Genomic DNA, 23,410 nt, shown 5'->3' on the forward strand with positions numbered 1-23,410 from the left:
ATGCAAGTGAAAACCTATCTGAAGACCCTGCTGGCAGGGCTAGCCATCATCATACCGCTGACGACGCCGTCGTTCGCAAAGACACTACGCTGGTCGTCGTCCGGCGACGTCATCTCGTACGACCCGAACGCCCAGGTCGACAGCTTCACCCAGAGCGTTCATCACATGGTGTTCGATCCGCTGGTGCGCCGTAACAAGAACCTGCAGCTCGAGCCGGCGCTTGCGACCTCCTGGGAGGTGATCTCGCCGACACGCTGGCGCTTCAAGCTGCGTCAGGGCGTCAAGTTCCATGAGGGCCAGCCCTTCAACGCCGACGACGTCGTCGCCACGATCCTGCGTGAGATCGATCCGGGCTCGCGCAACCGCGAGAACCTGCCGGCCGTCATCGGTGCCGAAAAGGTCGACGACTACACCGTCGACATCATTCTTCGCGGCCCCTATCCGCTGCTTCTCAACGACCTCGCCGCCGTCTACATCATGAGCAAGCCGTGGATGATGGAGCATGACGCCCTGAAGCCGGGCAACGCATCGACCGGCGTCACCACCTACGCCAGCAACCATGCCAACGGCACCGGCCCGTTCAAGCTCGTCAGCTATGAGCCGGACGCAAAATCGGTTTTCGCCGTGAATGAGAGCTGGTGGGACAAGCCCCAGCACAATCTGACGGGCGTGGAATACCGCCCGATCGCCTCGGATGCCACGCGCGTTGCGGCGCTTCTCTCCGGCGAGCTCGATATGATCGCGCCCATCCCCTTGCAGGACATCGACCGTGTCAGCAACACGCCGGGACTGAAGGTGGTCGAAAACCCGTCGCTCCGCGAAATCTTCCTCGGCTTCAACTTCCGCCCGCAGCTTCATGCCATGCCGGGCAAGCCCAACCCGCTTCTGGACGTAAAGGTACGCCAGGCGCTGTGGCACGCCATCGATCTGAACACCATCCAGAAGCGGCTGATGCGCGGCAAGTCCCGCACGTCGGGCATGCTGGTCGCACCCGAGGTCACCGGTTACGACAAGACCATCGACGAGCCCCTTGCCTACGACCTGAAAACCGCGAAATCGCTGATGGAGCAGGCCGGATACGCCGACGGCTTCCAGGTCGGCCTGAATTGCCCGAACGACCGCTACATCGCCGACGAGCAGATCTGCCTGGCGATTGCCTCCATGTGGGCCAAGATCGGCGTCAAGGCCAATGTCGGCGTCGAGAGCAAGACGACCTACTTCCCGCACCAGGACAATGGTGACTTCGACATCTACATGCTCGGCTGGGCATCGCTGCCGCCGATGGATGGCTACAGCGTCCTGCAGTCCCTGCTTGCCACCAATGACGGCACCTATGGCGGCAGCAACCCGAACGGTCTTTCGGACCCGAAGATCGATGCTCTTGCACGTTCGGCATCGACCGAGCTCGACGAAGGCAAGCGCGTCCAAATGCTGAAAGACGCCTTCCGCATCGCCCACGATCAGGCACTCTACCTGCCGCTGCACCAGCAGCCGGTTGCCTGGGCAATGAGCGACAAGGTCGATATTCCTCAGTTCGCTGACGAATACGTACGTCCCTGGTTCGCCCAGATGAAGTGAACCCGATAGCCCTGCATTGCTGTGCGATCCCGGACAGGACGTTCGGGATCGTCCTCAAGGCAAGGGAGCAAAGCAGCGCGTTTTTGAGGTTCCAGATTCTCGCCGCGCCCCTGCAAGGTATATTCCGATGATCAGGATTCTAACGACAAGGCTACTGCAGGCCATCCTCGTGATGGTTGCCGTAACGGCCATCGCCTTCATCATGTTCCGATTTGTCGGCGACCCGATTGCCGCCATGGTGCGGGAGGGCGCCACCCAGAGCGAAAAAGACGCTCTTCGCGCTGCGCTTGGCCTCGACAAGCCGCTCGTTGTCCAGTTTCTCGAATTTGTCGGCCGGGTGCTGCATGGCAATCTCGGCACGAGCTTCCGCTACCAGCAACCCGTCGCCAACCTGCTGATGAGCCGGCTTCCCGCCACGCTGGAACTGGTGATCGTCGCCACGATCATATCGCTTGCGGTCGGCATTCCGCTCGGCGTCGTCTGCGCGCTGAAGCCCAATGGAGTGCTTTCGCGACTTACGCAGTCGCTGACGCTCGTCGGCATTTCGATGCCTACCTTCGTCACCGGGCTGCTGTTGATCCTCGTCTTCGCCGTCAATCTGCGATGGCTGCCGTCTTCCGGTCGTGGTGACGTTGTCGATCTCGGCTTCTGGCAGACGGGCTTCCTGACGATCTCCGGATTGAAGTCGCTCATCCTGCCTTCGATCACGCTTGCGCTCTTCCAGTTGACGCTGATCATGCGGTTGGTGCGCTCGGAAATGATCGACGTCCTGTCGTCGGACTATATCCGCTTCGCTTTCGCGCGCGGCCTGCCCCGCCCTTATGTCTATGGGCGTCTGGCTCTGCGCAATGCGCTGATGCCCGTCGTCACCGTGACGGGTCTGCAGATCGGCCAGCTTATTGCCTTCGCCATCGTCACTGAAACGGTCTTTCAGTGGCCGGGCATGGGCCTGCTCTTCACCAATGCGGTCGGCTACCCGGATATACCGGTTCTTTCGGCCTATCTCCTGTTCGTCGGCTTCCTGTTCGTTCTTATCAACACGATCGTCGACATTCTCTACACCTTCATCGATCCCCGGCTGAGGACAAGATAATGGCCAGGCAAGCTCGACTGATTCAACGACTTCCGCCGGTTTCCGTCATGATCGCCGGCCTGGTGCTCGCGACGATGCTGGTGCTGGTGATCTTTGCGCCGATGATCGCGCCCATGGATCCCCGCGACGTCTCGTCCTATTCGCTCATCGACGCGGAAATCCCGCCCGTCTTCATGGATGGCGGCGACGCGCGCTTCCTGCTGGGCACGGACAACCAGGGGCGAGACCTCGTCTCGGTGATCCTGTTCGGCCTGCGCATATCCGTGCTGATCGGTATCGGAGCCGTGCTTTTTGCCGCGACAATGGGTGTTCTTCTCGGTCTGATCGCCGGCTTTTTCGGCGGCCGCGTCGACAATGTGGTGATGCGTGTCGCCGATGTGCTCGTCAGCTTCCCGACGATCCTGGTGGCGCTCCTCATCAGCGGTGTCGCCAAGGCGCAGCTCAGCTCCGACACGGTCCTCACATGGGCGCCGGCCATCCTGGTCTTTGCGATCGCCGCCAACGAGTGGGTGCAATATGCGCGCACCGTGCGGGCCTCCACCATGGTCGAAGTCTCCCGAGACTATGTGCGAGCGGCAAAGGTGATCGGGCTGCCGTCACGCCGCATCATGATCCGGCACATCCTGCCGAACGTGATAAGCGCGGTGATGGTCATTGCCACCATCAACCTTGCCGGCGCCATCCTTACCGAGGCGACGCTGTCGTTCCTCGGCGCCGGCATGCCTCCGACCTATCCCTCGCTCGGCACGCTGATCCGGATCGGCAACGAGTTCCTGTTCTCCGGCCTCTGGTGGATCGCCGTGATGCCGGCTGCCGTTCTGGTGATACTCGTTCTCGCCGTCAACGTGATCGGCGACTATCTCCGCGATCGCTTCAACCCCAAACTGATGGCACGCTGATGATACACGCACCGACACCTGTCCTCGACATCAGGAACCTGCGGGTGGAATACCCGCTCGCCAACGGCGAAACGCTGGCGGCCGTCGACGACGTCAACCTGACCATCGCCCCCGGCGAGATCCATGCGCTCGTCGGCGAATCCGGCGCCGGCAAGACCACGGTCGGCAACGCGCTCATGGGCCTCTTGCAGGCGCCGGGGCGGATTGCCGCGGGGTCGATCATGATCGCCGGCAAGCCCATCGACGTGCGCACCGGCCGCACGGAAGGCATCATTCCCGGCCGCGACGTCGGTGCGATCTTTCAAGACCCCATGACCAGCCTCAACCCGCTGTTCACCGTGGAAAGCCAGTTGTGCGAAGGCATGCTGGCGCATCTGAAGATCGACCGCCGCGAGGCCCGCGCCCGCGCACTCGAACTGATGAAGGCCGTCGGCATTCCGGAACCGGAGCGGCGGCTTGGCAACTATCCGCATCAGCTGTCGGGCGGCCAGCGACAGCGTGTCGTCATCGCGACGGCGCTCGCCTGCGACCCCAAGCTGATCGTCGCCGATGAACCGACGACGGCGCTCGATGTGTCGGTGCAGGCGCAGATCCTCAAGCTCATCCGCGATCTCGCCAATGCGCGGCGGGTCGGCGTCCTGCTCGTAACGCACAACATGGGCGTCGTCGCCGAAATCGCGGACCGCGTGACGATCATGCAGAACGGCCGCGTGGTCGAGAGCGGGCCGACGCGCGAGGTGCTGACCGCGCCGAAGGCGCCCTATGCCCGAACGCTGATTGCCGCCGTTCCGCCGATCGACGTCAGGCTCGATCGCCTGCCGGTTCCGAGCGAAGAGACCAAGGTCACGCTCGAGGCCCGCGAGGCCGTGCGCAGGAAGAGCGTCGAGATTCGTGCGGCAGCCACGGACGATGTCGTGCTGAACGTGCGCAACATCTGCGTCGAATATGGCAAGCGATCGCTCCTCCCGGGCCGAAAGGCGTCGGTCTTCAAGGCCGTGAAGGACGTGTCGTTCGATGTGCGCCGCGGCGAGATCTTCGGCCTTGTCGGCGAATCCGGCTGCGGTAAGACGACCGTCGCCAACACCATCGCCGGGCTCGTGACACAGACTTCGGGCAGCATCGATTTCCAGGGAACGTCGCTTGCCGGCAACCGCGAGCAATCGGTTCGCCGATCGATGCAGATGGTGTTTCAGGATCCCTATTCGGCGCTCAACCCGCGACTGCGGATCAATTCGGCAATCGCCGAGCCGATCCTTTTCTACAAACTCGCCGCGAATGCAGAGCAGGCGCAGTTCGACGCAAGGACGCTGCTGGAGGCCGTCGGCCTGCCGGGCGACGCCGGCCAGCGCTTCGCACATGCCTTCTCCGGCGGTCAGCGTCAGCGTATCGCCATCGCCAGGGCGCTCGGGCCACGGCCGACGATGCTGATCTGCGACGAGCCGACATCGGCCCTCGATGTCTCCGTGCAGGCCCAGATCCTCAATCTTCTCAAGGATCTGCGCGATCTCGCCGGCCTGTCGGTGCTGTTCATCAGCCATGACCTGGCGGTGATCCGCCAGATGTGCGACCGCGTCGCAGTGATGAAAGCGGGCGAGATCGTCGAGCTGGCGGACACGGAAACGCTGTTTTCGGCACCGCAACATGCGTACACGCGCGAGCTTCTGAGCCTCGCGCCCTCGCTCGACCGCATTTTCTCCAAGGAGCAAGCAGCTCCGACTGCTTGAGGCCTGGACGGAAATACACTGATCCTCGACGGCGCGGTCGGCGCCGTCGAGGATCAGGCAACCGCTCATTCCCGATGGCGCCGCAGGCGCCCTGACGGTCTTCGTCGATAGACAGGCCCATACCCGCCGCGTCCCTGAAATGGCCGATCAGGACAACGATGGTCGGAATAGTCTCCGGTGCGCCGCCTGCTGGCCGGAGCCGCCGCCGCACACCGGAATTCTGGCGCAGCGGCAATCATTTCGCGATCCGCAAGACGGTCCGATTTATTCCGACGTAGATAGGAAAAGCGTGCGCGATATCAGAAGCCGCGCGACCGTTGTCATCGCGACCGTGCGCCCGAGTCTACCGATTTTTTCAATCCAATTCCAGCAGCGTCGACGTTCCCGCATCCACTTTAATTATGACGTGGAGCGAGCTATTTTGTCTAGACAAGAAAACGTCGCGTGCGCAATATAGTGCTGATAAAAACGGCAGTAACGTCAACTGCCTTAACAACGAGCAGGGAACTTCACATCATGAAAAAGGCATTGTTTCTCGCAGCCTCCGTCGCGTTGGCTGGCTTTAGTCATGCGCAAGCGGCCGACACGAAGGTGTCGATCGGCATCTCCGGCTGGACCGGCTTCGCGCCGCTGACGCTGGCCAAGGAGGCCGGTATCTTCAAGAAGCACGGGCTTGACGTCACGCTGCCGAAGGTGCCGCAGGCCAGCCGCCATCTGGCACTTGCCTCCGGCGACATCCAATGCGCGGCGACCACCGTGGAAACCTGGATCGTCTGGAATGCCGCGGGCGTGGCGACAACGCAGATATTCCAGCTCGACGTCTCGCATGGCGCCGACGGCATTGCCGCCAAGCCGGGAATCGAGAATGTCGCCGGCCTCAAGGGCAAGGCCGTGGCCGCATCCGCGCCGGGAACTTCGCCATACTTCCTTCTCGCCTACATCCTTGCCAAGAACGGCATGACCATGAAGGACGTCAAGATCGTCAACATGGAGCCGGGCCCTGCCGCCCAGGCGCTGCTGGCAGGCCAGAACGATGCGGCCGTGACCTATGAGCCCTATCTGTCGGCCGTGCGCGCCGCGCCGGACAAGGGCAAGATCATAGCAACCACGCTCGATTATCCGGCCGTCATGGATACGTTCGGCTGCACGACGACCTTCCTGAAGGAGCATCCGGATGCCGCCAAGGCACTGGCCGCGAGCTATTACGACGCGCTTGAAATGATCAAGAAGGACAAGGACAAGTCCTTCGAAATCATGGGCAAGGACGTAAAGCAGTCGGGCAAGGAGTTCGGCGAATCGGCAGCCTATCTGGAATGGCAGGACAAGGCGGCCGCGAAAAAGTTCTTCGGCTCGACCTTCAAGAGCTTCAACGAGGAGGCCGCCAAGATCCTTCTCGACGCCGGCGTCATCAAGACCAAGCCGGATCTCTCGAAACTGGCCGATCCATCCTTCATCGAGTAAGGCCCGAAACGCTCCTCGGGCGTGTCGAACCCTCGACACGCCTCCCTCCACGACAAGAGACACGATGCGCCCGCTAGAACCCATCAGTCCCGGCAGCCGGCTCCTATACGGCATGCTCTTCTTCATTCTTTTCTTCATCGGCTGGGGTTGCCTGACGCTCGGCGGCTTTGTCTCCAAGACCTTTCTTGCCGATCCCATCACCATGGCGACGGACGGCTACGATCTCCTCGTCAATCAGGGCTTTCTCTTCGATATCGGCATGACGATCTGGCGCGTGCTCGGCGGCTTTATCCTGTCGGCGCTGATCGCCGTGCCGCTCGGCATCCTCATGGGAGCCTACAAGCCCATCGAGGCGCTCCTCGAGCCATTCGTCTCCTTTGCCCGCTATCTGCCTGCTTCGGCCTTCGTACCATTGCTCATCCTTTGGGCCGGTATCGGAGAAACGCAGAAGCTGCTCGTCATCTTCATCGGCGCCGTGTTCCAGATCATTCTGATGGTGGCGGTTTCTGTGTCCGGTACGCGACGGGATCTGGTAGAGGCAGCCTATACGCTGGGCGCCACCGACCGGGGCGTTGTCCGGCGCGTGTTGATCCCCGCGGCCGCGCCCGATATCGGCGAAACGCTGCGGCTCGTTCTCGGCTGGGCCTGGACCTATGTCATCGTCGCCGAACTGATCGGCGCGTCTTCGGGCATCGGCTACATGATCATCAACAGCCAGGCGCTCCTCGCCACGGGCCAGATCATCTTCGGCATCATCGTCATCGGCCTGATCGGCCTCGTTTCGGACTTCGCTTTCAAGTTCGTGAACCGCAAGCTGTTCGCATGGAGGTTTGCATGAGCGTTCCCGGCGAACTTCGCATCAAGGATGTCAGCCGCACCTTTCCCGGCGTGCGGGGCGGCACGCCGACCCTGGCCCTGCAGCCGACGACACTCGACATTCCCCGCAACGACTTCGTTACCATCCTCGGGCCCTCCGGCTGCGGCAAGTCCACGCTGCTGCGGATCATCGCCGGCCTCGACCGGCCGACGACAGGGACAGTGACCCTGGACGGCAAGGAAGTGACCGGCCCCAGCGCTGATCGTGGCATGGTGTTCCAGTCCTACACACTGTTTCCATGGCTGACGATACGCCAGAACGTTGCCTTCGGCCTGCGCGAGCGCGGCGTCGCCGAAAGAGAACGGGACGACATCGTCGCCAGCTATATCGACAAGGTCGGACTGCGCGGCTTCGAGGACCATTGGCCGAAACAATTGTCCGGGGGCATGCAGCAGCGCACGGCGATTGCCCGCGCACTCGCCAACGATCCGAAAATTCTCCTGCTCGACGAGCCTTTCGGCGCGCTTGACAATCAGACCCGCGGGCTGATGCAGGAGCTGCTGCTCGGCATCTGGGAACGCGAGCAGAAGACGGTGGTCTTCGTCACCCACGACATCGAGGAAGCAGTCTTCATGGCATCGCGCGTTGTGACGATGACGGCGCGCCCCGGCCGCATCAAGTCGATCACGCCGGTCGATCTGCCCCATCCGCGCCACTACACCATCAAGGCGAGCCCGGAATTCTCGGCACTTCGGCTGAAGCTGACGGAAGAGATCCGCGGCGAAGCCATCGCCGCAGCCTCGCACGGCTGAAAAACGCGCGACGAAAGCGGATTAAGTGTGAAGCGGCGGCAATCGTGGCCGCTCCATGCTCGTTTCGTTTCGCGCGAGCCGCCGCTTCATTGACAAAAATATGGTCGTACATATTATAGGCCTATGCCGAAACCTTCTCATCGCGACACTATTCTGAAAGCCGGCCGAAAGGTCATGCTCCGCAAGGGCTATGTCGGTGCCGGGGTTCGCGACATCGTTGCCGAAGCGGGCGTCCCCCAGGGATCGTTCACCAACCACTTCCAGTCCAAAGAGGAGTTCGTCAAGGAGGTGCTCGACCTCTATTTTGGAGACCTCAAAACTGCGATAGACGAGGCCTTGGGAGATACGAGGCTCACGCCCCGCGACCGGATTGCCCGCTATCTCGACATCATTACGGAGCGTTTGGCCGGCGATGGTTTCAGCCGTGGATGTCTCATCGGAGACTTCAGCCTGGAAGCAGCGCCGCAGAGCGATCTGCTTCGGGAGCGACTGCTGGAGATTTTCGCCGAGTGGTCGGCGCCCTTTGCGGCTTGCATCGCCGAAGGTCAAAAATCCGGAGACATAGCCTCCACCTTCCCTCCTGACGACCTTGCGGAATTTCTTCTCGGCGGCTGGGAAGGCGCAATTTTGCGGATGAAGGTTTCTCGCGACGCCAAGCCACTGGAGCGCTTCAAGACGATCATGCTTTCGATCGTTTTCAACGACGGGGCCCGGTAGGATCAAGTACGGACGTCGGGATCGACCGGCCAGTTCCGCTCGGAACGCTGAGATTATTGGATCAGGTGCCGCGCCGAAGTCGCCGTCCCGACGACGGCGGCAACAAACTTCCGAAGGAAATGCGTATCCCCTGCTCAGAGAACAGTGTTTGCCGCTTCGACTTCGGAAATAAACTGCGCGGTGGTTTCCCCGATGATCTCCGCGTGATCCTCCTGCAGGTAGTGAAGACCGGATCCCAGCTTGACCAGCCTGCAGTCATGAAGTCTTCGGGCAAAATCCTCGGCGACGCGGGGCGAGACAAGCGCGCCCGGATCTCCGGAGAAAAGGAGTTTCGGATATCGCGACGCGGCCAATGCCTCATGCGCCTTCTCGATCGTGGAATAGACATCCGCCGGCTCGCCCGCAATCGGCAGTTCATTGGGAAAACGCCACGTAGGTTTTCTCGATGCCGGCGTCGGAAACGGCGCGCGATAGATTGCCATCTCCTCCTCGCTGAATTTTCGCACCGTTGCCCCCGGCAGCACGCCCTCGACAAATGCGTTTTCCTCCAGGATCAGCCTCTCCCCCTCGCCGGCCGTGCGGAATTTCCGAAAAATCTCGCGTTCCGTCTTATCTCCCAGAAATTCGTCCCAGGTCGGAAACGGTCGCGTGAACTCCATGAAGACGAGACCGCGAACAAAGTCGGGGCGGCGCGCCGCGAGATGAAAGGCAAGCGCCGTTCCCCAATCCTGGGCAACGAGATAGGCATTTTCGATTTCCATCCGATCGATGAAGGCATCGAGATAGCGAACATGATCGTCGAAACGATACTCTATGTCCGGCTTGCCGGATTGACCGAACCCGATCAGATCCGGAGCGATGCAACGCGCCTCGCCCGCGACAAGCGGAATGATATTGCGCCATATATACGACGACGTGGGATTGCCATGGAGAAAGATGGCAACCGGGCTGTCACGCCCCCCTTCTTCACGAAATGCCATTTGAGACTCAAGCACGCGAACGACTGGTAATCTGATATCGGTTCTCATTGGGCTCATCCTGCAAGACATCGGGAAAACTTCGGTTTCGACCGCTCTCGTAAAGCGTCGATTATCACAATACGTACGACCGTATTATTGTCAATAGTCCTATACCAGAGGCCTGCGCGACGTCGGGAAACCCCTTCCGGCGTCGATCCTCGGCCAGCAAAGGGCCGCCGACAGGCGCACAGATGCTCAGACGCCTCTCACCGATATGAGGCCGATTGTCCCTCATGGTCTCGCGATCCAGATTGCCAATCGAATACCCTTCCGACACCGGCTCAAGGATCTTGCCGCAAGAGCCTCGGAAGCTGTTTGCAATGCAGCGTCGCGTGGATTATCCCATGGGCGCCGGAGGCTGGAGAGCGCCGGCGAAACATTGACAAATCGGGCACCCAGCTCGGGCCACGCCGGTTCAATCCGTTTTGGCATCGACGTCCCGTCCATTACCCTTCAAGGAGTAGCTGCCAATGCCTGGCCCATACGTCGTTCCCGTCCATGGCGATGCCGAATTGCCGAAGGAAGTGGATGTGGTCGTCATCGGTGGCGGTATCATCGGCGCCTCGACGGCGCTGGAACTCGTCGAGCAGGGTCTGAGGGTCGCCCTTTGCGAAAAGGGCGGAATCGGCCATGAACAATCCAGCCGAAACTGGGGCTGGGTCAGGATTTCAAGACGCGATCCGCGCGAGGTGCCGTTGATGGCGGAATCCTTGCGCATCTGGGCCGATCTCAATCGTCGGACAGGTCGCGAAACCGGCTTCAAACGCGCGGGCATCCTCTTTACCTGCACGACGGAAGAGGAGTTCGAAGAGAACCGGCGCTGGAACCGAAACCTCGAGGGCTACCAGATCGAAAGCCGCATGCTGAGCGCGGCGGAATTCAAGGACAAGTATCCGAGCTCCAACCTCAAGATTGCCGGCGCGCTCTATACCGCCGGCGATTGCCGGGCGGAGCCGCAAAGGGCAGCCCCCGCCATCGCCGAAGCTGCCCGAGACCGCGGTGCGCATATCCTCACGGAATGTGCGGTCAGGGGACTGCAATTGTCCGGCGGGCGCGTATCGGGCGTCGTCACGGAGCGCGGTGAGATCGCCTGCAAGGCCGCCGTTCTGGCCGGCGGGGCATGGTCCAGCCTGTTCCTGGGCAACCATGCTCTCGACCTGCCGCAGTTGAAGGTCATGAACTCGGTCCTGCGCACCAAGCCGCTCGAGGGCGGCCCGGAGGAAGCGATATGGGCAAGCGGTTTTGCAATCCGCAAACGCATGGATGGCGGCTACACGATTGCCGACGGCATGCGGAACATTGTCGACATCGTGCCTGCGTCCTTTCGCTATGCCCTGCAATTCCTTCCGGCTTTCAGGCACGAATGGCGATCGTTGAGCTTCCGTCTTGGCGCCCGCTATTTCGATGATCTGCGCATGCCACGCCGGTGGTCGCTGGATGAGCCCTCTCCCTTCGAATATAATCGCGTTCTTGATCCCGTTCCCTCCAAGGCGATAACGGCGAGCGCGCTGGCCGAGCTGCGGAAGGCTTTCCCGGTTTTCGAAAAGGCGGAGATATCCCAACGCTGGGCGGGAATGATCGACGTGACGCCCGATGCCGTTCCCGTCATCGACGCCGTCGATACGATCCCCGGCTTCCATGTCGCGACGGGCTTCTCAGGTCATGGCTTCGGCATTGGCCCGGCAGCCGGACGCCTCATGGCCGACCTCGTCACAGGCCACACACCGATCGTCGATCCGAAGGATTTTCGCTTCAGGCGATTTAGCGACGGCACGAAGATCGAGCTGATCAGCGGATTCTGATCGCAAAACCCGCCCTGTCGCAATGCGCAATCTTCAGCCCGATCAGCGTGAGGAAGCGTCCCTCACGCCGATCGGGTTTATCTCAGTTCGCCGGCTCGCTCACCGGCGAGCCGGGCGTCTGCATAGAGCAGATATCCCGGTTCTCACCCGGCCAGGGTCGACTTCGCTACGGCCAGGATCTTCGAGAAAAGCTCGATATCCTCTTTCGAATCGGACGGGGGCGTGCGGTTCGGCGCCCCCTTGGTGATGGAGGAATGAAAGGCCTCGAGCTCGATCTGGAACGCATCCGTGTGGAAGGGCCCAAGGGTGCGCACGAGATTGCTGTCGGCGGTGCTTTCCTGCACTTCCAGCGTCATCGGCAGATTGCGCAGATACGGTGTGTTGTAACGGAAGTGCAGACGCTTGTTCTTCGAAAACACCTCGATCCCGGCATCGAAGCGCGCGATATCGTCGATAAGGCATTCGTAGATGGCGGTGAAGCTGCCATAGTCGAACATGGCCGTGAGCTGCTCGCCATTCTGCGACAGTTGCGCACCGATCACCCGCTTCGGCGAACTGCCCAGGAGGTCGCGCATGGCAGACAGCGAATGCGAGCACAGTCCGGTCATGACTTCATAGCCTCGCCTGACGATCGCCGGCGCATCGGCGCCGCACATGGCGTCCATCATCGCCTTGCGAAGCGCCCGGCTCTCGTCGATCAGCGCCGCCGGAATATCGCCGTTCGGCGTGACGACCGTGTCGGTCTGGTTGAAGAACCATGGCCCTTCGCAGATCACGTCGCGGACGCGGACATAGGAGATCGGTCCGAAGTTTTCCAGTTCCTGCTTGGCGGCCACGAAGGCCGGCGCGAAGCGGCGCATGTAGCCGACCATGACGACACGATTGGAGGCGGCTTCGGCGGCCACGAGCGTCTCCAGGTCGGCAGCCGTCAGGCAGGCCGGCTTTTCGATGAACACATGCTTGCCGGCGGCGATCGCCGCCCTTGCCTGCTCGCCGTGGTGCTGGTCGGGGCTGAGGATCAGCACGGCATCGATCTCGGGATCGGCAAATAGCGCCGCCGCCGTGCCGTAGCGTTTCTCGATCTTCCAATGGTCGGCCACCTGCGCCAGCACCGAAGGCGAGACGTCGTGGACGGCGGCCAGCTCGAACCGATCCTGCAATTTGTGAAGCGTCGGAATGTGCATCAGTTGCGCCACTTCCCCAAGCCCAACCAGACCAACCTTCAATCGCATATCCAACTCCTATGTTGCGCTTCAAAAACGCCAATTAAATTCGAACAATGCATTTAATTAGCGAAAGCGAAACGGCAGCTCAAGCGCAAAATGGAATAAATATTCGATCTTTTTTGCAAAAACGCCGGAATATTCCATTTACAGCCGCAAGCTTCTCGGTATTATGATCCATAATCTGGATTTAATAAAAGGGGAGTATGTCATGACCATCAGCAAGGCATTCGCATTCGGTATCGCGGCACTCGGGTTCACGGCCGCCTATCCGGCCATCTCGCAGGCCGAAACCATCAACATCTTCTGCTCGTCCTCCGGCATTGAACTGCAGTTGTGCAAGGAAGGCTCCGAAGCCTGGGCCAAGGAAAGCGGCAACGAGGTGAAGATCACCACGATGCCGGCAAACTGGGACGACGTGCTGTCGCTCTACCAGCAATTGCTTTCGGCACAATCGACCGATGTCGATGTGATGATCCTCGATGGCGTCTGGGTCGGCCCGCTGAAGAGCCACCTGCTTGATCTGAAGGACGCCCTGCCCGCCGGCAGCGTCGACAAATACTTCCCCTCGGCCGTCGCGGCAGGCACGGTCAACGGCAAATTCGTCGCCATGCCATGGTACATGGACACCGGCCTGCTCTTCTATCGCAAGGATCTGCTCGACAAATACGGCGCCAAGGTTCCGGAAACCTGGGCTGAGCTGACCACGACGGCGCAGCTTGTCCAGGACGGCGAACGCAAGGCCGGCAACGACAAGATGTGGGGCTATGTCTGGCAGGGCCGCGCCTATGAAGGCCTCGTCTGCAACGCCACCGAATGGTTCGCCAGCAGCGGTGCCGGCACCTTCATCGATGCGGACGGCAAGATCACCATCGGCTCGCCGGCTGCCAAGGAAGCATTGAAGACGGCGGCCGGCTGGGCCGGAACGATCTCGCCCCAGGGCGTCCTCAACTATGACGAAGAGGGTTCGCGCGGCGTCTTCCAGAACGGCGATGCCGTCTTCATGCGCAACTGGGCCTATGCCTGGTCGCTCGCCAACGGCGCCGACAGCGCCATCAAGGACAAGGTCGGGGTTGCGCCGCTGCCGAAGGGCGCGAACGGCCAGCATGTCGGCATCGACGGGGCCGCCTATCTCGGCGTGTCGAAATACTCGACCCATCCGAAGGAAGCAGCAGCGCTCGTCGCCTACCTCGCCGGGGAGAAGGAAGAAAAGCGCCGGGCATTGGCAGGCTCCTATATTCCGAGCATCTCGTCGCTCTTTTCCGACGCCGATGTCCTGAAGGCCATTCCCTTCCTGACGACGGCCAAGGCGGCCTTCGAGAATGTCGTCACCCGTCCGACCAGCGTGACCGGTAGCGACTACCCGCGCGTCTCGACCGAGATTTCCAACGCCCTCCATGCGGCTCTGGCGGATCCCTCGGCAAGCGATGCCTCCATCGACGACCTGGCATCGAAGCTTGATGCGCTGAAGTCGCGCGGCGGCTGGTAACACGTTCCGACAATTACGGTCCGCACCGGTGAAACGGCGGCGCGGACCGCCCATTCCAAATACTAGGTGACAGATAATGACGATCAAAGTGGCGACAGCGCCGGACTCCTGGGGCGTCTGGTATCCGAAGGACGAAAAGCAGGTCGGTTGGGAACGCTATCTCGACGAGGTGCAGAAGGCCGGCTACGGCTGGACCGAACTCGGCCCCTGGGGCTATCTGCCGACCGATCCCGAAACGCTGCTTTCGGAACTTGGACGCCGCGATATCAGGCTCTGCGGCACCGGCGTTGTCCACCCGCTGTCGCTTGCCGATTCCGACGAAACGCTTGCCGCCCGCGTCGGGCCAATCTGCGCGCTGTTGAAGGCGGCGGGTGCCGAATGGTTCGTGCTGATGGACGAATCCGAATCCTATGCCGCACCCGGCGATCGCCTGCTCGATGACCAGGCGTGGGCCAAGATGATCGCCAACGTCCGCGCGACCGCCAAGCGTGTTGTCGAGGAATACGGCATGAAGTTCGTCTTCCATCCGCATGTCGGTACCTGCATCGAGACGGAAGCGGAAATCGAGCGGCTTCTGGCCGATACGCTGCCGGAGCATGTCGGGCTCTGCTTCGATCTCGGCCACCACATCTATACCGGTGCCGATCCGCTCGCCTTCATGGCCCGCCATGCCGACCGCATTCCCTATTATCACTTCAAGAACATGGACGGCGCGCTGCGCAAGCGCATCACCGACGAGAACATTCCGTTCATGGACGCCTTCCAGATGGGCGTGATGTGCGAACTCGACAAAGGCGTCATCGATTTCGCCGAGGTGGTGAAATTCCTCGAAGCCAGGAACTATGACGGTTTCGCCGTCGTCGAGCAGGACATGTATCCGTGCCCGCCGGAAAAGCCCTTTCCGATCGCCAAGCACAATCGCGATTATCTGAGGACGCTCGGCCTTTAAGGCCGGGCAGCATGGCCACCGGCCGCATACGATCTGACTGGAGGACAAACTTGCGCGCGCATTCCGCTGAAATCCTGAACACGCCCGCCGAAATCGGCGACGTGCTGGCCACCGACATTCTAGCCGGAATTGCCGCAGCACGCGCCGAAGGCAAACTGTTTCTGCTGGGCTGCCCGAGCGGACGATCGCCAAAGCCGGTCTATGACGCAATGGCCGACAAGGCCGCTGCCGGCAATCTCGATCTATCCAATCTCGTCCTAGTCATGATGGACGAGTATCTCGGCGGCGGCGAAGACGGTCTCGGCCTTTGCCCGCCGGACGCGCACAACAGCTGCCGCCGGTTTGCCGAACACGACATCCGCCGGCGGCTGAATGCCGGGATCGAGACCGCGCATCAGATTCCCAAAGAACATGTCTGGTTTCCGGACGCCACGGATCCGGGTGCCTATGACGCCCGCATCCAGGCGGCGGGCGGCGTCGACCTCTTCATCCTCGCATCCGGCGCGACGGACGGCCACGTCGCCTTCAATCCGCCGGGCAGCCCGGCCGATGGCCCAAGCTGTATCGTCAAGCTTGCCGAGGAAACGCGCCGCGACAATCTCGGCACCTTCCCCGATTTCCCCTCTCTCGATGCCGTGCCGCATCACGGCCTCACCGTCGGCCTCGGCACCATCTCCAATCTCTCGAAAGCCGTCGCCCTGGTCATCCACGGCACCCATAAGAGGGAGGCTGCCAGCCGCCTGACGCAAAGCGACAGTTTCGATCCGCAATGGCCGGCCACCATCATTCATCGCTGCAAGCAAGTTCGCATCCTGCTCGATACCGCGGCGGCGGGGAAAATATGACAGGCCGCGGTATCGAGGAATCTTCAATTCCAGCGCGTCAGGGCGCGGACTACCGTATCGGCATCGATCTCGGCGGCACCAAGATCGCCGCCGGCCTGGTGGATATCGAAACAGGTGCCGTAACCCATTTCCGGCGCAGGCCAACCCCCGTTGAAGCGGGCCCTGCCGCCATCATCCGCGATGTCGCCGATATCGCCGCCGAAATCATCGCCCTGGCAAATGCGGAGGACAGGGTTCCGACATCGATCGGTATCGCCGTCCCCGAGCTTGTCGATCTCGAAGGCCGCGTCTGCAGCGACTGGAACTTCTCGATCGAGACGATCCGCACGCAGGTCGAAAATATGCTCGGCATCCCGGCGATGGTCGACAGCGACGTGCGCGCCGCCGCTCATGCCGAAGCCCGATTCGGAGCCGGCGCGCTGCATCGCAGTTTCGTCTATGTGTCGCTCGGCACGGGCATGAGCTACTCGCTCGTCATCGATGGCCAGCCGTGGTCCGGCGCCAACGGCTTTGCCATCCACTTCGCCAGCTCGCCGCTGGCGCTTCCCAAGGAGGATGACACCGGCCTGACCATTGCAAACGCCGAGGATTTCGCCTCCGGCAAGGGCATGCAGCTTTCCTTTGCTCGCCGCAGCGGGCTGGCGCCCGAAGACGGCGTCCGCACGCTGGAATCCTTGAGCGCCGAAGGCGATCCCGTCAGCACGCGCGTGATCGACGAGGCGGCGGAAGTGACCGGCCGGCTGATGGCGCAGATGGTCAACATGATCGATCCCGAGGCGGTGGTACTCGGCGGCGGACTTGGCTGTTCGACCGGCCGATATCGCACGAAACTGGAACAATACATGCGCGAGAACATCTGGGCGGAGCGATGCCGGTCGATCCCGCTGCTTCACGCAGCGCTCGGCGAGAACGCCGGCGTTGTCGGCGCCGCCCTTGCAACACCGCCCGGCAACAGCCGGCAAACAATCAGGGTTACGGCATGACGGCGCAGACGGCTCTCCAATCCAGCTGGACCAAGCGTATCGAACCATGGCTTTTGCTTGCCCCGATGCTGATCGTGCTGGCAACGGTCACCGCATGGCCGCTTGCCCGCACGGCGTATCTCTCCTTCATGCACGCGTCGCTCGATGCCGGCGACCTGCCGCGATTCGTCGGCTTCGGCAATTATCTGGCGCTGATGAAGGATGGCGACTGGTGGCATGCCGTGCGCAACACCGCTTTCTTCGCGGCGACGTCCGTGACGCTCGAAACGCTCGCCGGCGTCGGCATCGCCCTTCTGATCGACAGCCAGATCAAGGGTCGCGGCGCGTTGCGCGCCGTCATGCTGATCCCCTGGGCGATTCCGACGGTGGTTTCCGCGCAGATGTGGCAATGGATGCTGCATGACCAGTATGGCGTCGTCAACGCGCTCCTCATCAAGCTTGGCTTCATCAGCCATGGCATTGCATGGACGGCGGGAACCGGCACGGCGATGGCGGCGATCATCGCCGTCGATGTTTGGCAGACGACGCCCTTCATGGTGCTGCTGATCCTCGCCGGCCTGCAGATCATCCCCCGCGATCTCTACGAGGCGGCCAAGGTCGATGGCGCTCCCGGCTGGGCGCGGTTCTTCTACATCACCCTGCCCTTGCTCTGGCCGACCCTTGCCGTCGCCATCCTCTTTCGCCTTCTGGACGCCGTGCGCATGTTCGACCTTGCCTATGTGCTCAGCTCGAAGAGCCGGGAAACGGCGACAATCTCGATCTATGCCCGCCAGCAGCTCGTCGACTTCCAGGATGTCGGCTACGGCTCGGCGGTGGCGATGCTGGTGTTCCTGATGATCTCCCTGGTGGCAGCGGTTTATATCCAGCTGACCAAGATCCGATTGATCAGCGAGTGAGGATGCCGATGAAACGCCTTGCCAAAACCATCGCGCTGACCCTCCTCAAGATCGTCGTCGTGTTCTACACGGTCTTCCCGTTCTACTGGGCGATCGTTTCGTCGTTCAAAACAGGGTCGGCCCTGTTCTCGGTCGACTTCTTCCCGGCGATCGACCTCAGCAACTACCGCGACCTGCTGACCAACGGCAATTTCCTGCGCAACATCCTGAATTCCGCGATCGTCGCGGTATCGGTCGTGACGCTGTCGCTGATCTTTGCCATTACCTCGGCCTACGCGCTTGGGAAACTGAAGTTTCGCGGCCGCGGGGTCGTGCTGGCGGGGATACTCGGCGCTTCGATGTTTCCGCAGATCGTCGTGCTCTCGGGCCTGTTCGGAACGATCCGCTGGCTTGGGCTCTATAACAGCCTCGGCAGCCTCGTTCTCTCCTACATGATCTTCAGCCTGCCCTTCACCGTCTGGGTGATGACCAGCTTCATCCGGCAGATTCCGGCCGAACTGGAAGACGCGGCTCGCATGGACGGGTGCTCGACCTGGGCGATGATCTGGCAGATCTATTTTCCGCTGCTTGCGCCGGCGCTGGCCAGCACCGGCCTGCTCGCCTTCATTGCCTCGTGGAACGAATTCCTCTTCGCCCTCACCTTCACGCTCAGCGATACGGTCCGCACCGTTCCGGTCGGCCTGGCGCTGATTTCCGGATCGAGCCGCTTCGAGCTCCCCTTCGGAACGATCATGGCGGCCTCCGTCATCGTCACCGTACCCCTGATCCTGCTGGTTTTGATCTTCCAGCGCCGCATCGTCTCCGGCCTGACGGCGGGAGCGGTAAAATGATGCGCTCTGCTACCAAGGAAAGAAACATCGATGGCTGACCTGTCCCTGACCAATGTGCGCAAGGCGTTCGGCGCCCTGACGGTGCTGCATGGAATCGACCTTACGATCGAAGACGGCGAGCTGGTCGTCTTCGTCGGCCCGTCCGGCTGCGGCAAGTCCACCCTGCTTCGGGCCATCGCCGGGCTGGAGGATATCAGCGGCGGCGATATCCGCATCGGCGGCCAGGTGGTCAACCATGTTGCCCCCGCAGAACGGCAGATCGCCATGGTGTTCCAGTCCTATGCGCTCTATCCGCATATGGATGTCTATCGGAACATGGCCTTCGGCCTGAAGTTCGCAAAGATTCCCAAGGATGAGATCGATCGGCGGGTCCGCAAGGCGGCATCGATCCTGAAGCTGGACGCCGTTCTCGACCGCAAGCCGGGCGCCCTTTCGGGCGGCCAGCGCCAGCGCGTCGCCATCGGCCGCGCCATCGTCCGCCAGCCGAAAATCTTCCTGTTCGACGAACCCCTGTCGAACCTCGACGCAGCCCTCAGGGTCAATACACGCATCGAGATCGCCAAGCTGCACCGCGAACTCGGCGCGACGATGATCTATGTGACGCATGACCAGGTCGAGGCGATGACATTGGCCGACAAGATCGTCGTGCTCAATAGCGGCCGCATCGAGCAGGTGGGAACGCCGCTCGATCTCTACCATGCACCCGCAAACCTCTTCGTTGCCGGCTTCATCGGATCACCCGCAATGAACCTGATCGAAGCTCGGGTCATCTCCCTTGCGGACGGCAATCTGCGACTCGCGGTCGGCGAGCAACAGACGAGCCTTCCCTATTCCGGAGCCGCTGTCGCGCCAGGCGCCAAGGTCACCATCGGCATTCGACCCGAGCACTGGATCCCCGGCGACGGGCCAGCGATGAAGATCGAAGGCACCGTGGATCTGGTTGAGCATCTTGGCGAGACCAGCATCATCTATCTGAGGCTTGCCGATGGACAGATGCTCACCGTCCGCTATCCCGGCGATATTTTCTGCAAGGCTGGCGATCGCTTCGCGGCCGAGGCCCCTGTCGCGGCGGTGCATCTTTTCAACGATGCGGGACAAGCTATGCTCGGGCGTCGCTCAAGCCCGGCTTATGGCATTCTCGGCCAGGAATTCCGGGCACGCTGAATGGAAACGGAATGACCGATACGCCAAAGACTGGGTCGGGATCGCCCAAGCTGACCAAGCTTGCCGGAGGACGGCAAAGGCTGCCCGATGTCACCGGCACCAATCTCGAACATTCCCGTATTTTCAACCGCCGCCTCATCTTCGAGGCACTGTACCAATCCGGCCCGCTCAGCCGGATCGACATCGCCAAGCGGGTCGGGCTGACGCCGCAGACCGTCTCGGGTATCACCCGGGAACTGCTGGACCAGCAGTTCATTATCGAGACCGGCCGCTCGCAGGGCCAGCGCGGTCAGCCGCAGATCTATCTGGGACCCAACCCGATCGCGGGCTTCTCCATCGGCATCCATCTCGATCGCAACCGCGTCGTCATGGTGGTGTGCAACCTGCTGCTCGACGTCATCGGCCGGAAAACCTGGACGGGCGACACCCGCGATCCGGATTCGACACTGAAGACCATTGCCGTCCTTACCGATGTCCTGATCGACGAGGCATACGTGCCGCGCGACAAGATCTGGAGCATCGGCCTGGTCCTGCCGACGCTCGATGACGACATCTACGACTTCGCCACCAAGCAGCCGGGATGGGATGCCTGGGCGAATGTCCCGGTCGCCCAGCGCCTGAAAGATCTGTGCGGGCTGACCGTCCTCGTCGAAAACGATGCGACCGCCGCTGCCATCGGCGAGCATTTCGCACGCAGCGACAAGGACAAGCGCAACTTCGCCCATCTCTATATCGGGTACGGCGTCGGTGCCGGCATGATCATCGACGGCATGCCCTTGAAGGGCGTCTGGGGCAATGCCGGCGAGCTCGGGTTGCTGCCCTTTCAACCCCGGCGAATGCGTGAAGACGGCGAGCCGCCGATCATTGATTCCGTTCTCTCGCTCAGCGGTATTGCTAAAGCACTCGACTGGACGATCGAGGATGCCGACGCGGCCGCGGCCGACGTTTCCATCCTTGCCGATCTCCATAGCCAGCGCGACCCGCGGCTTTCCGAGTGGATGGAGGAAGCCGGCCTTTGTCTGCGCTTTCTCACGGCCATCCTCGAAAGCACGATCGACCCCGAATTCATTACGGTCGGCGGCTCGCTGCCGCCCTCGATCGTCACGGCCCTGGTGGAACGGGCCTATCCGCTGCATCGCTCGCTCAGCGAACGCAAGGACAGGCTCTCGCCCCGGCTCGTCGTCGGCCAGCTGACCGACGATGCACCGGTTATCGGCGCGGCCAGCCTCCCCATCTTTGTCAACACGAACCCGAACTTCCGGCATCTCTACATTCGCCAGCTCGGTGACGAACAACGCCCCTTCGAGCAACCGACAAGGGGTTAAAAGGTTCGGTTTCCCATCCCGGTTCAGCGCCTTCGGAATAATCGCCAAGTGTGAGCCGGCCGATCGGGAGCAGCACCGATTACCGGCTCTCCAAACTTTTGGCGCTCGCCGCTTCATCGCCTCACGGCCAAGCCGCATGATGCGCGCGGTCGGTATAACAGCGTCCATAACAAGTGTACGCCCGTTCAGATTTCGGAAAACGCCTACAACTGGCAGCACTCTCCGGTTAATTGCGGGATCTGGACTTTTGCCTGCGATCACATCGCGTTGTCGCGGGCGCAAATTCGGATTCACGGTTTCTGCGCGGCGTGTATTCGCCGCTTGATCGCAAAGACAGTATCGAGGAAGCAGATTGATGTTTAGCATTCGACTACCCACCCTCCCGCGCTTTGCGATGACTGCCCTGATCGCGGGCTTCGGAGTGGGCCTAGCGGCGCCGGCCTGGGCGATCGACTGCAGCAAGGCAAGCGACCCCATCGACAAGAGAATCTGCGGCAATGCGGGCCTCAAGGCGGCGGATGCAGCCATGGGCAAAGCCTATAGCGCGCTGATCAAGACCGCGCCGGATGCCGACGTCCGTTCGATGCTCGTCAACAGCCAGCGTCGCTGGATCGCCGCTCGCAACGAAGGATTGAATACCAATTCGGAAGGAGCGCCGCTGCCGGTCGGCGAACTGCGAAAGGCAATCGACGAACGAACCAAACGCTTGGACGATCGCTCCGGCAAAGGGCTGGTCGCTCAAGCGGAAGCCCAGCGCCGCTTCCTGGCAAAATATACCGGCGGCGCCTTTTCCGGCTTCGACACGAGCTGCGAGTTCATTCCCAACGACCGGGATCAAACGAGCTTCTCCTATCAGTGCTTCGGCGCAATGCACGTTCAGAACAAGGCGCGGCTTTGCAGCGCCAACACGGAATGGGCCACATGGTCTCTCTCGGAGGACTACGGTGTTAGCGCCATCGAGGGCGATACCGCCAAACTAACGGCAGTGTGCAACGATCAGTCCGGCAATATCTGCGGCAAGGACAAGGATGCGGGCGCAGAATCCGCCTGGTCGCGCAATCCTGAAAAAGACGGTCAGTTCCCTTCGGCCAAGACAGGCCTTCCCAAGCTGGATGTCGAAGGCATTTGGCCTCTGGAGGAGAGCGATGCCACATGGTTCGATCAATGCCTTACCAGTCCGAGCTATCCGCCGGCGCAGTAACGGGCCTATTCCGAGGACAGAACATATGACCAGTCACCCAGCATTCTCATTCAGGGCCGGCGCATGTCGCATCCTTGTCGTCGGCCTCGGATTCGGCACCCTGCTTGTACCCGGCCTGCTCGCGACGTCGACCATTGCCATCGGCGCCGGCTTTGATTGCAGGCTTGCCAAGAGCCGCGTGGAAAAGCTGATTTGCGCAGATCCGGGCCTTTCCAAGCTGGACGGCGAGATGAACATATTGTTCGACAAGATCCAGGGCGAGACAGCCGGGCACGATGGCGAGACGGGAAAGGTCGTCGATCCGGTCGGCAAGGAGCAAACCCTTTGGCGCACGACGGTGCGCGACAAATGCAAGGACACCGCCTGCCTCAAAACGGCCTACAAAACCCGTTTGTCCGCCATGCGAAAGAACTGGGCCGAGGCTCTGGATCCCGCCGATCAATGAGGATTCTTCGATCTGCCGCAAGGCTGCGTGGCGGGTCCGGTCCGGTCTTCCTCCGCGCGGCGATAAAGAGGCTATCCGCTTCCGGAACTTGAACCGATCCGCCAGCAGAGCGACCTGACGGATCGATAGCGGAATGAC

Annotated in this window: 21 protein-coding genes; 19 read left to right on the forward strand and 2 right to left on the reverse strand. The window is 61.6% G+C overall.

Annotation, left to right across the window (positions count from 1 at the left end; all coding sequences use genetic code 11):
* The 8 genes from GR212_RS22515 to GR212_RS22550 all read left to right on the forward strand — a co-directional run bounded on the left by GR212_RS22515 (window position 1) and on the right by GR212_RS22550 (window position 9,101).
* Complete coding sequence (locus tag GR212_RS22515; RefSeq protein ID WP_204326709.1) at window positions 1–1,578, forward strand: ABC transporter substrate-binding protein; 1,578 nt, start codon at window positions 1–3, stop codon at window positions 1,576–1,578.
* A 127-nt stretch (window positions 1,579–1,705) separates the two neighbouring features.
* A complete protein-coding gene (locus GR212_RS22520; RefSeq protein ID WP_163989602.1) occupies window positions 1,706–2,671 on the forward strand; it encodes an ABC transporter permease in 966 nt (321 codons plus the stop codon).
* Window positions 2,671–3,570 carry an ABC transporter permease gene (locus GR212_RS22525; protein WP_163989604.1) on the forward strand — a complete coding sequence of 300 codons (900 nt, stop codon included), beginning with the start codon at window positions 2,671–2,673 and terminating at the stop codon, window positions 3,568–3,570. Before GR212_RS22520 ends, GR212_RS22525 begins: the two co-directional genes overlap by 1 nt.
* The gene (locus GR212_RS22530) at window positions 3,570–5,294 is read left to right on the forward strand and encodes a dipeptide ABC transporter ATP-binding protein (protein WP_163989606.1); all 1,725 of its coding nucleotides are present in this window, start codon (window positions 3,570–3,572) and stop codon (window positions 5,292–5,294) included. Before GR212_RS22525 ends, GR212_RS22530 begins: the two co-directional genes overlap by 1 nt.
* Window positions 5,295–5,810: 516 nt before the next feature.
* Window positions 5,811–6,755: an ABC transporter substrate-binding protein gene (locus GR212_RS22535; RefSeq protein ID WP_163989607.1), complete on the forward strand. Its 945-nt coding sequence runs from the start codon at window positions 5,811–5,813 to the stop codon at window positions 6,753–6,755.
* Window positions 6,756–6,819: 64 nt separating this feature from the next.
* Complete coding sequence (locus GR212_RS22540) at window positions 6,820–7,593, forward strand: ABC transporter permease (protein ID WP_163989609.1); 774 nt, start codon at window positions 6,820–6,822, stop codon at window positions 7,591–7,593.
* The gene (locus tag GR212_RS22545) at window positions 7,590–8,384 is read left to right on the forward strand and encodes an ABC transporter ATP-binding protein (RefSeq protein ID WP_163989611.1); all 795 of its coding nucleotides are present in this window, start codon (window positions 7,590–7,592) and stop codon (window positions 8,382–8,384) included. The genes GR212_RS22540 and GR212_RS22545 overlap by 4 nt, the downstream gene beginning before the upstream one ends.
* A 123-nt stretch (window positions 8,385–8,507) precedes the next feature.
* Window positions 8,508–9,101, forward strand: coding sequence for a TetR/AcrR family transcriptional regulator (locus GR212_RS22550; RefSeq protein WP_163989613.1), 594 nt, complete (start codon window positions 8,508–8,510; stop codon window positions 9,099–9,101).
* Window positions 9,102–9,235: 134 nt separating this feature from the next.
* Here GR212_RS22550 and GR212_RS22555 read toward each other — a convergent pair whose 3' ends face one another.
* The gene (locus tag GR212_RS22555; RefSeq protein ID WP_163989615.1) at window positions 9,236–10,129 is read right to left on the reverse strand and encodes a haloalkane dehalogenase; all 894 of its coding nucleotides are present in this window, start codon (window positions 10,127–10,129) and stop codon (window positions 9,236–9,238) included.
* 461 nt (window positions 10,130–10,590) lie between these two features.
* On the opposite strand from GR212_RS22555, the gene GR212_RS22560 reads away from it, so the two are divergent.
* The gene (locus GR212_RS22560; RefSeq protein ID WP_163989617.1) at window positions 10,591–11,922 is read left to right on the forward strand and encodes an NAD(P)/FAD-dependent oxidoreductase; all 1,332 of its coding nucleotides are present in this window, start codon (window positions 10,591–10,593) and stop codon (window positions 11,920–11,922) included.
* Window positions 11,923–12,065: 143 nt separating this feature from the next.
* On the opposite strand, the gene GR212_RS22565 is transcribed toward GR212_RS22560, so the two are convergent.
* Entirely contained in the window at window positions 12,066–13,154 is a 1,089-nt protein-coding gene (locus GR212_RS22565) for a Gfo/Idh/MocA family protein (RefSeq protein ID WP_163989619.1), read from the reverse strand.
* Window positions 13,155–13,356: 202 nt separating this feature from the next.
* On the opposite strand from GR212_RS22565, the gene GR212_RS22570 reads away from it, so the two are divergent.
* From GR212_RS22570 to GR212_RS22615, 10 genes are all read left to right on the forward strand, one after another.
* Window positions 13,357–14,634, forward strand: coding sequence for an ABC transporter substrate-binding protein (locus GR212_RS22570; RefSeq protein ID WP_163989621.1), 1,278 nt, complete (start codon window positions 13,357–13,359; stop codon window positions 14,632–14,634).
* A gap of 76 nt (window positions 14,635–14,710) precedes the next feature.
* Window positions 14,711–15,583 (forward strand): sugar phosphate isomerase/epimerase family protein, encoded by an 873-nt coding sequence (locus GR212_RS22575; RefSeq protein ID WP_163989622.1) that lies wholly within the window; start codon window positions 14,711–14,713, stop codon window positions 15,581–15,583.
* Between the two features lie 50 nt (window positions 15,584–15,633).
* Window positions 15,634–16,428 carry a 6-phosphogluconolactonase gene (locus tag GR212_RS22580; protein WP_204326710.1) on the forward strand — a complete coding sequence of 265 codons (795 nt, stop codon included), beginning with the start codon at window positions 15,634–15,636 and terminating at the stop codon, window positions 16,426–16,428.
* Window positions 16,425–17,411: an ROK family protein gene (locus tag GR212_RS22585; protein ID WP_163989626.1), complete on the forward strand. Its 987-nt coding sequence runs from the start codon at window positions 16,425–16,427 to the stop codon at window positions 17,409–17,411. The genes GR212_RS22580 and GR212_RS22585 overlap by 4 nt, the downstream gene beginning before the upstream one ends.
* Window positions 17,408–18,307 (forward strand): carbohydrate ABC transporter permease, encoded by a 900-nt coding sequence (locus GR212_RS22590; RefSeq protein WP_163989628.1) that lies wholly within the window; start codon window positions 17,408–17,410, stop codon window positions 18,305–18,307. The genes GR212_RS22585 and GR212_RS22590 overlap by 4 nt, the downstream gene beginning before the upstream one ends.
* Window positions 18,308–18,315: 8 nt before the next feature.
* Window positions 18,316–19,137 (forward strand): carbohydrate ABC transporter permease, encoded by an 822-nt coding sequence (locus tag GR212_RS22595; RefSeq protein WP_163989629.1) that lies wholly within the window; start codon window positions 18,316–18,318, stop codon window positions 19,135–19,137.
* A gap of 30 nt (window positions 19,138–19,167) precedes the next feature.
* Complete coding sequence (locus GR212_RS22600) at window positions 19,168–20,301, forward strand: ABC transporter ATP-binding protein (RefSeq protein ID WP_163989631.1); 1,134 nt, start codon at window positions 19,168–19,170, stop codon at window positions 20,299–20,301.
* An 11-nt stretch (window positions 20,302–20,312) separates the two neighbouring features.
* Entirely contained in the window at window positions 20,313–21,626 is a 1,314-nt protein-coding gene (locus GR212_RS22605; RefSeq protein WP_163989633.1) for an ROK family transcriptional regulator, read from the forward strand.
* Between the two features lie 355 nt (window positions 21,627–21,981).
* Window positions 21,982–22,827: a lysozyme inhibitor LprI family protein gene (locus GR212_RS22610; RefSeq protein ID WP_163989635.1), complete on the forward strand. Its 846-nt coding sequence runs from the start codon at window positions 21,982–21,984 to the stop codon at window positions 22,825–22,827.
* A 25-nt stretch (window positions 22,828–22,852) separates the two neighbouring features.
* The gene (locus GR212_RS22615; protein WP_163989637.1) at window positions 22,853–23,272 is read left to right on the forward strand and encodes a lysozyme inhibitor LprI family protein; all 420 of its coding nucleotides are present in this window, start codon (window positions 22,853–22,855) and stop codon (window positions 23,270–23,272) included.
* Window positions 23,273–23,410 lie beyond the last annotated feature (138 nt).

It is taken from the genome of Martinezella lusitana (genome assembly GCF_010668395.1).
Classification (GTDB): Bacteria; Pseudomonadota; Alphaproteobacteria; order Rhizobiales; family Rhizobiaceae; genus Rhizobium; species Rhizobium lusitanum_A.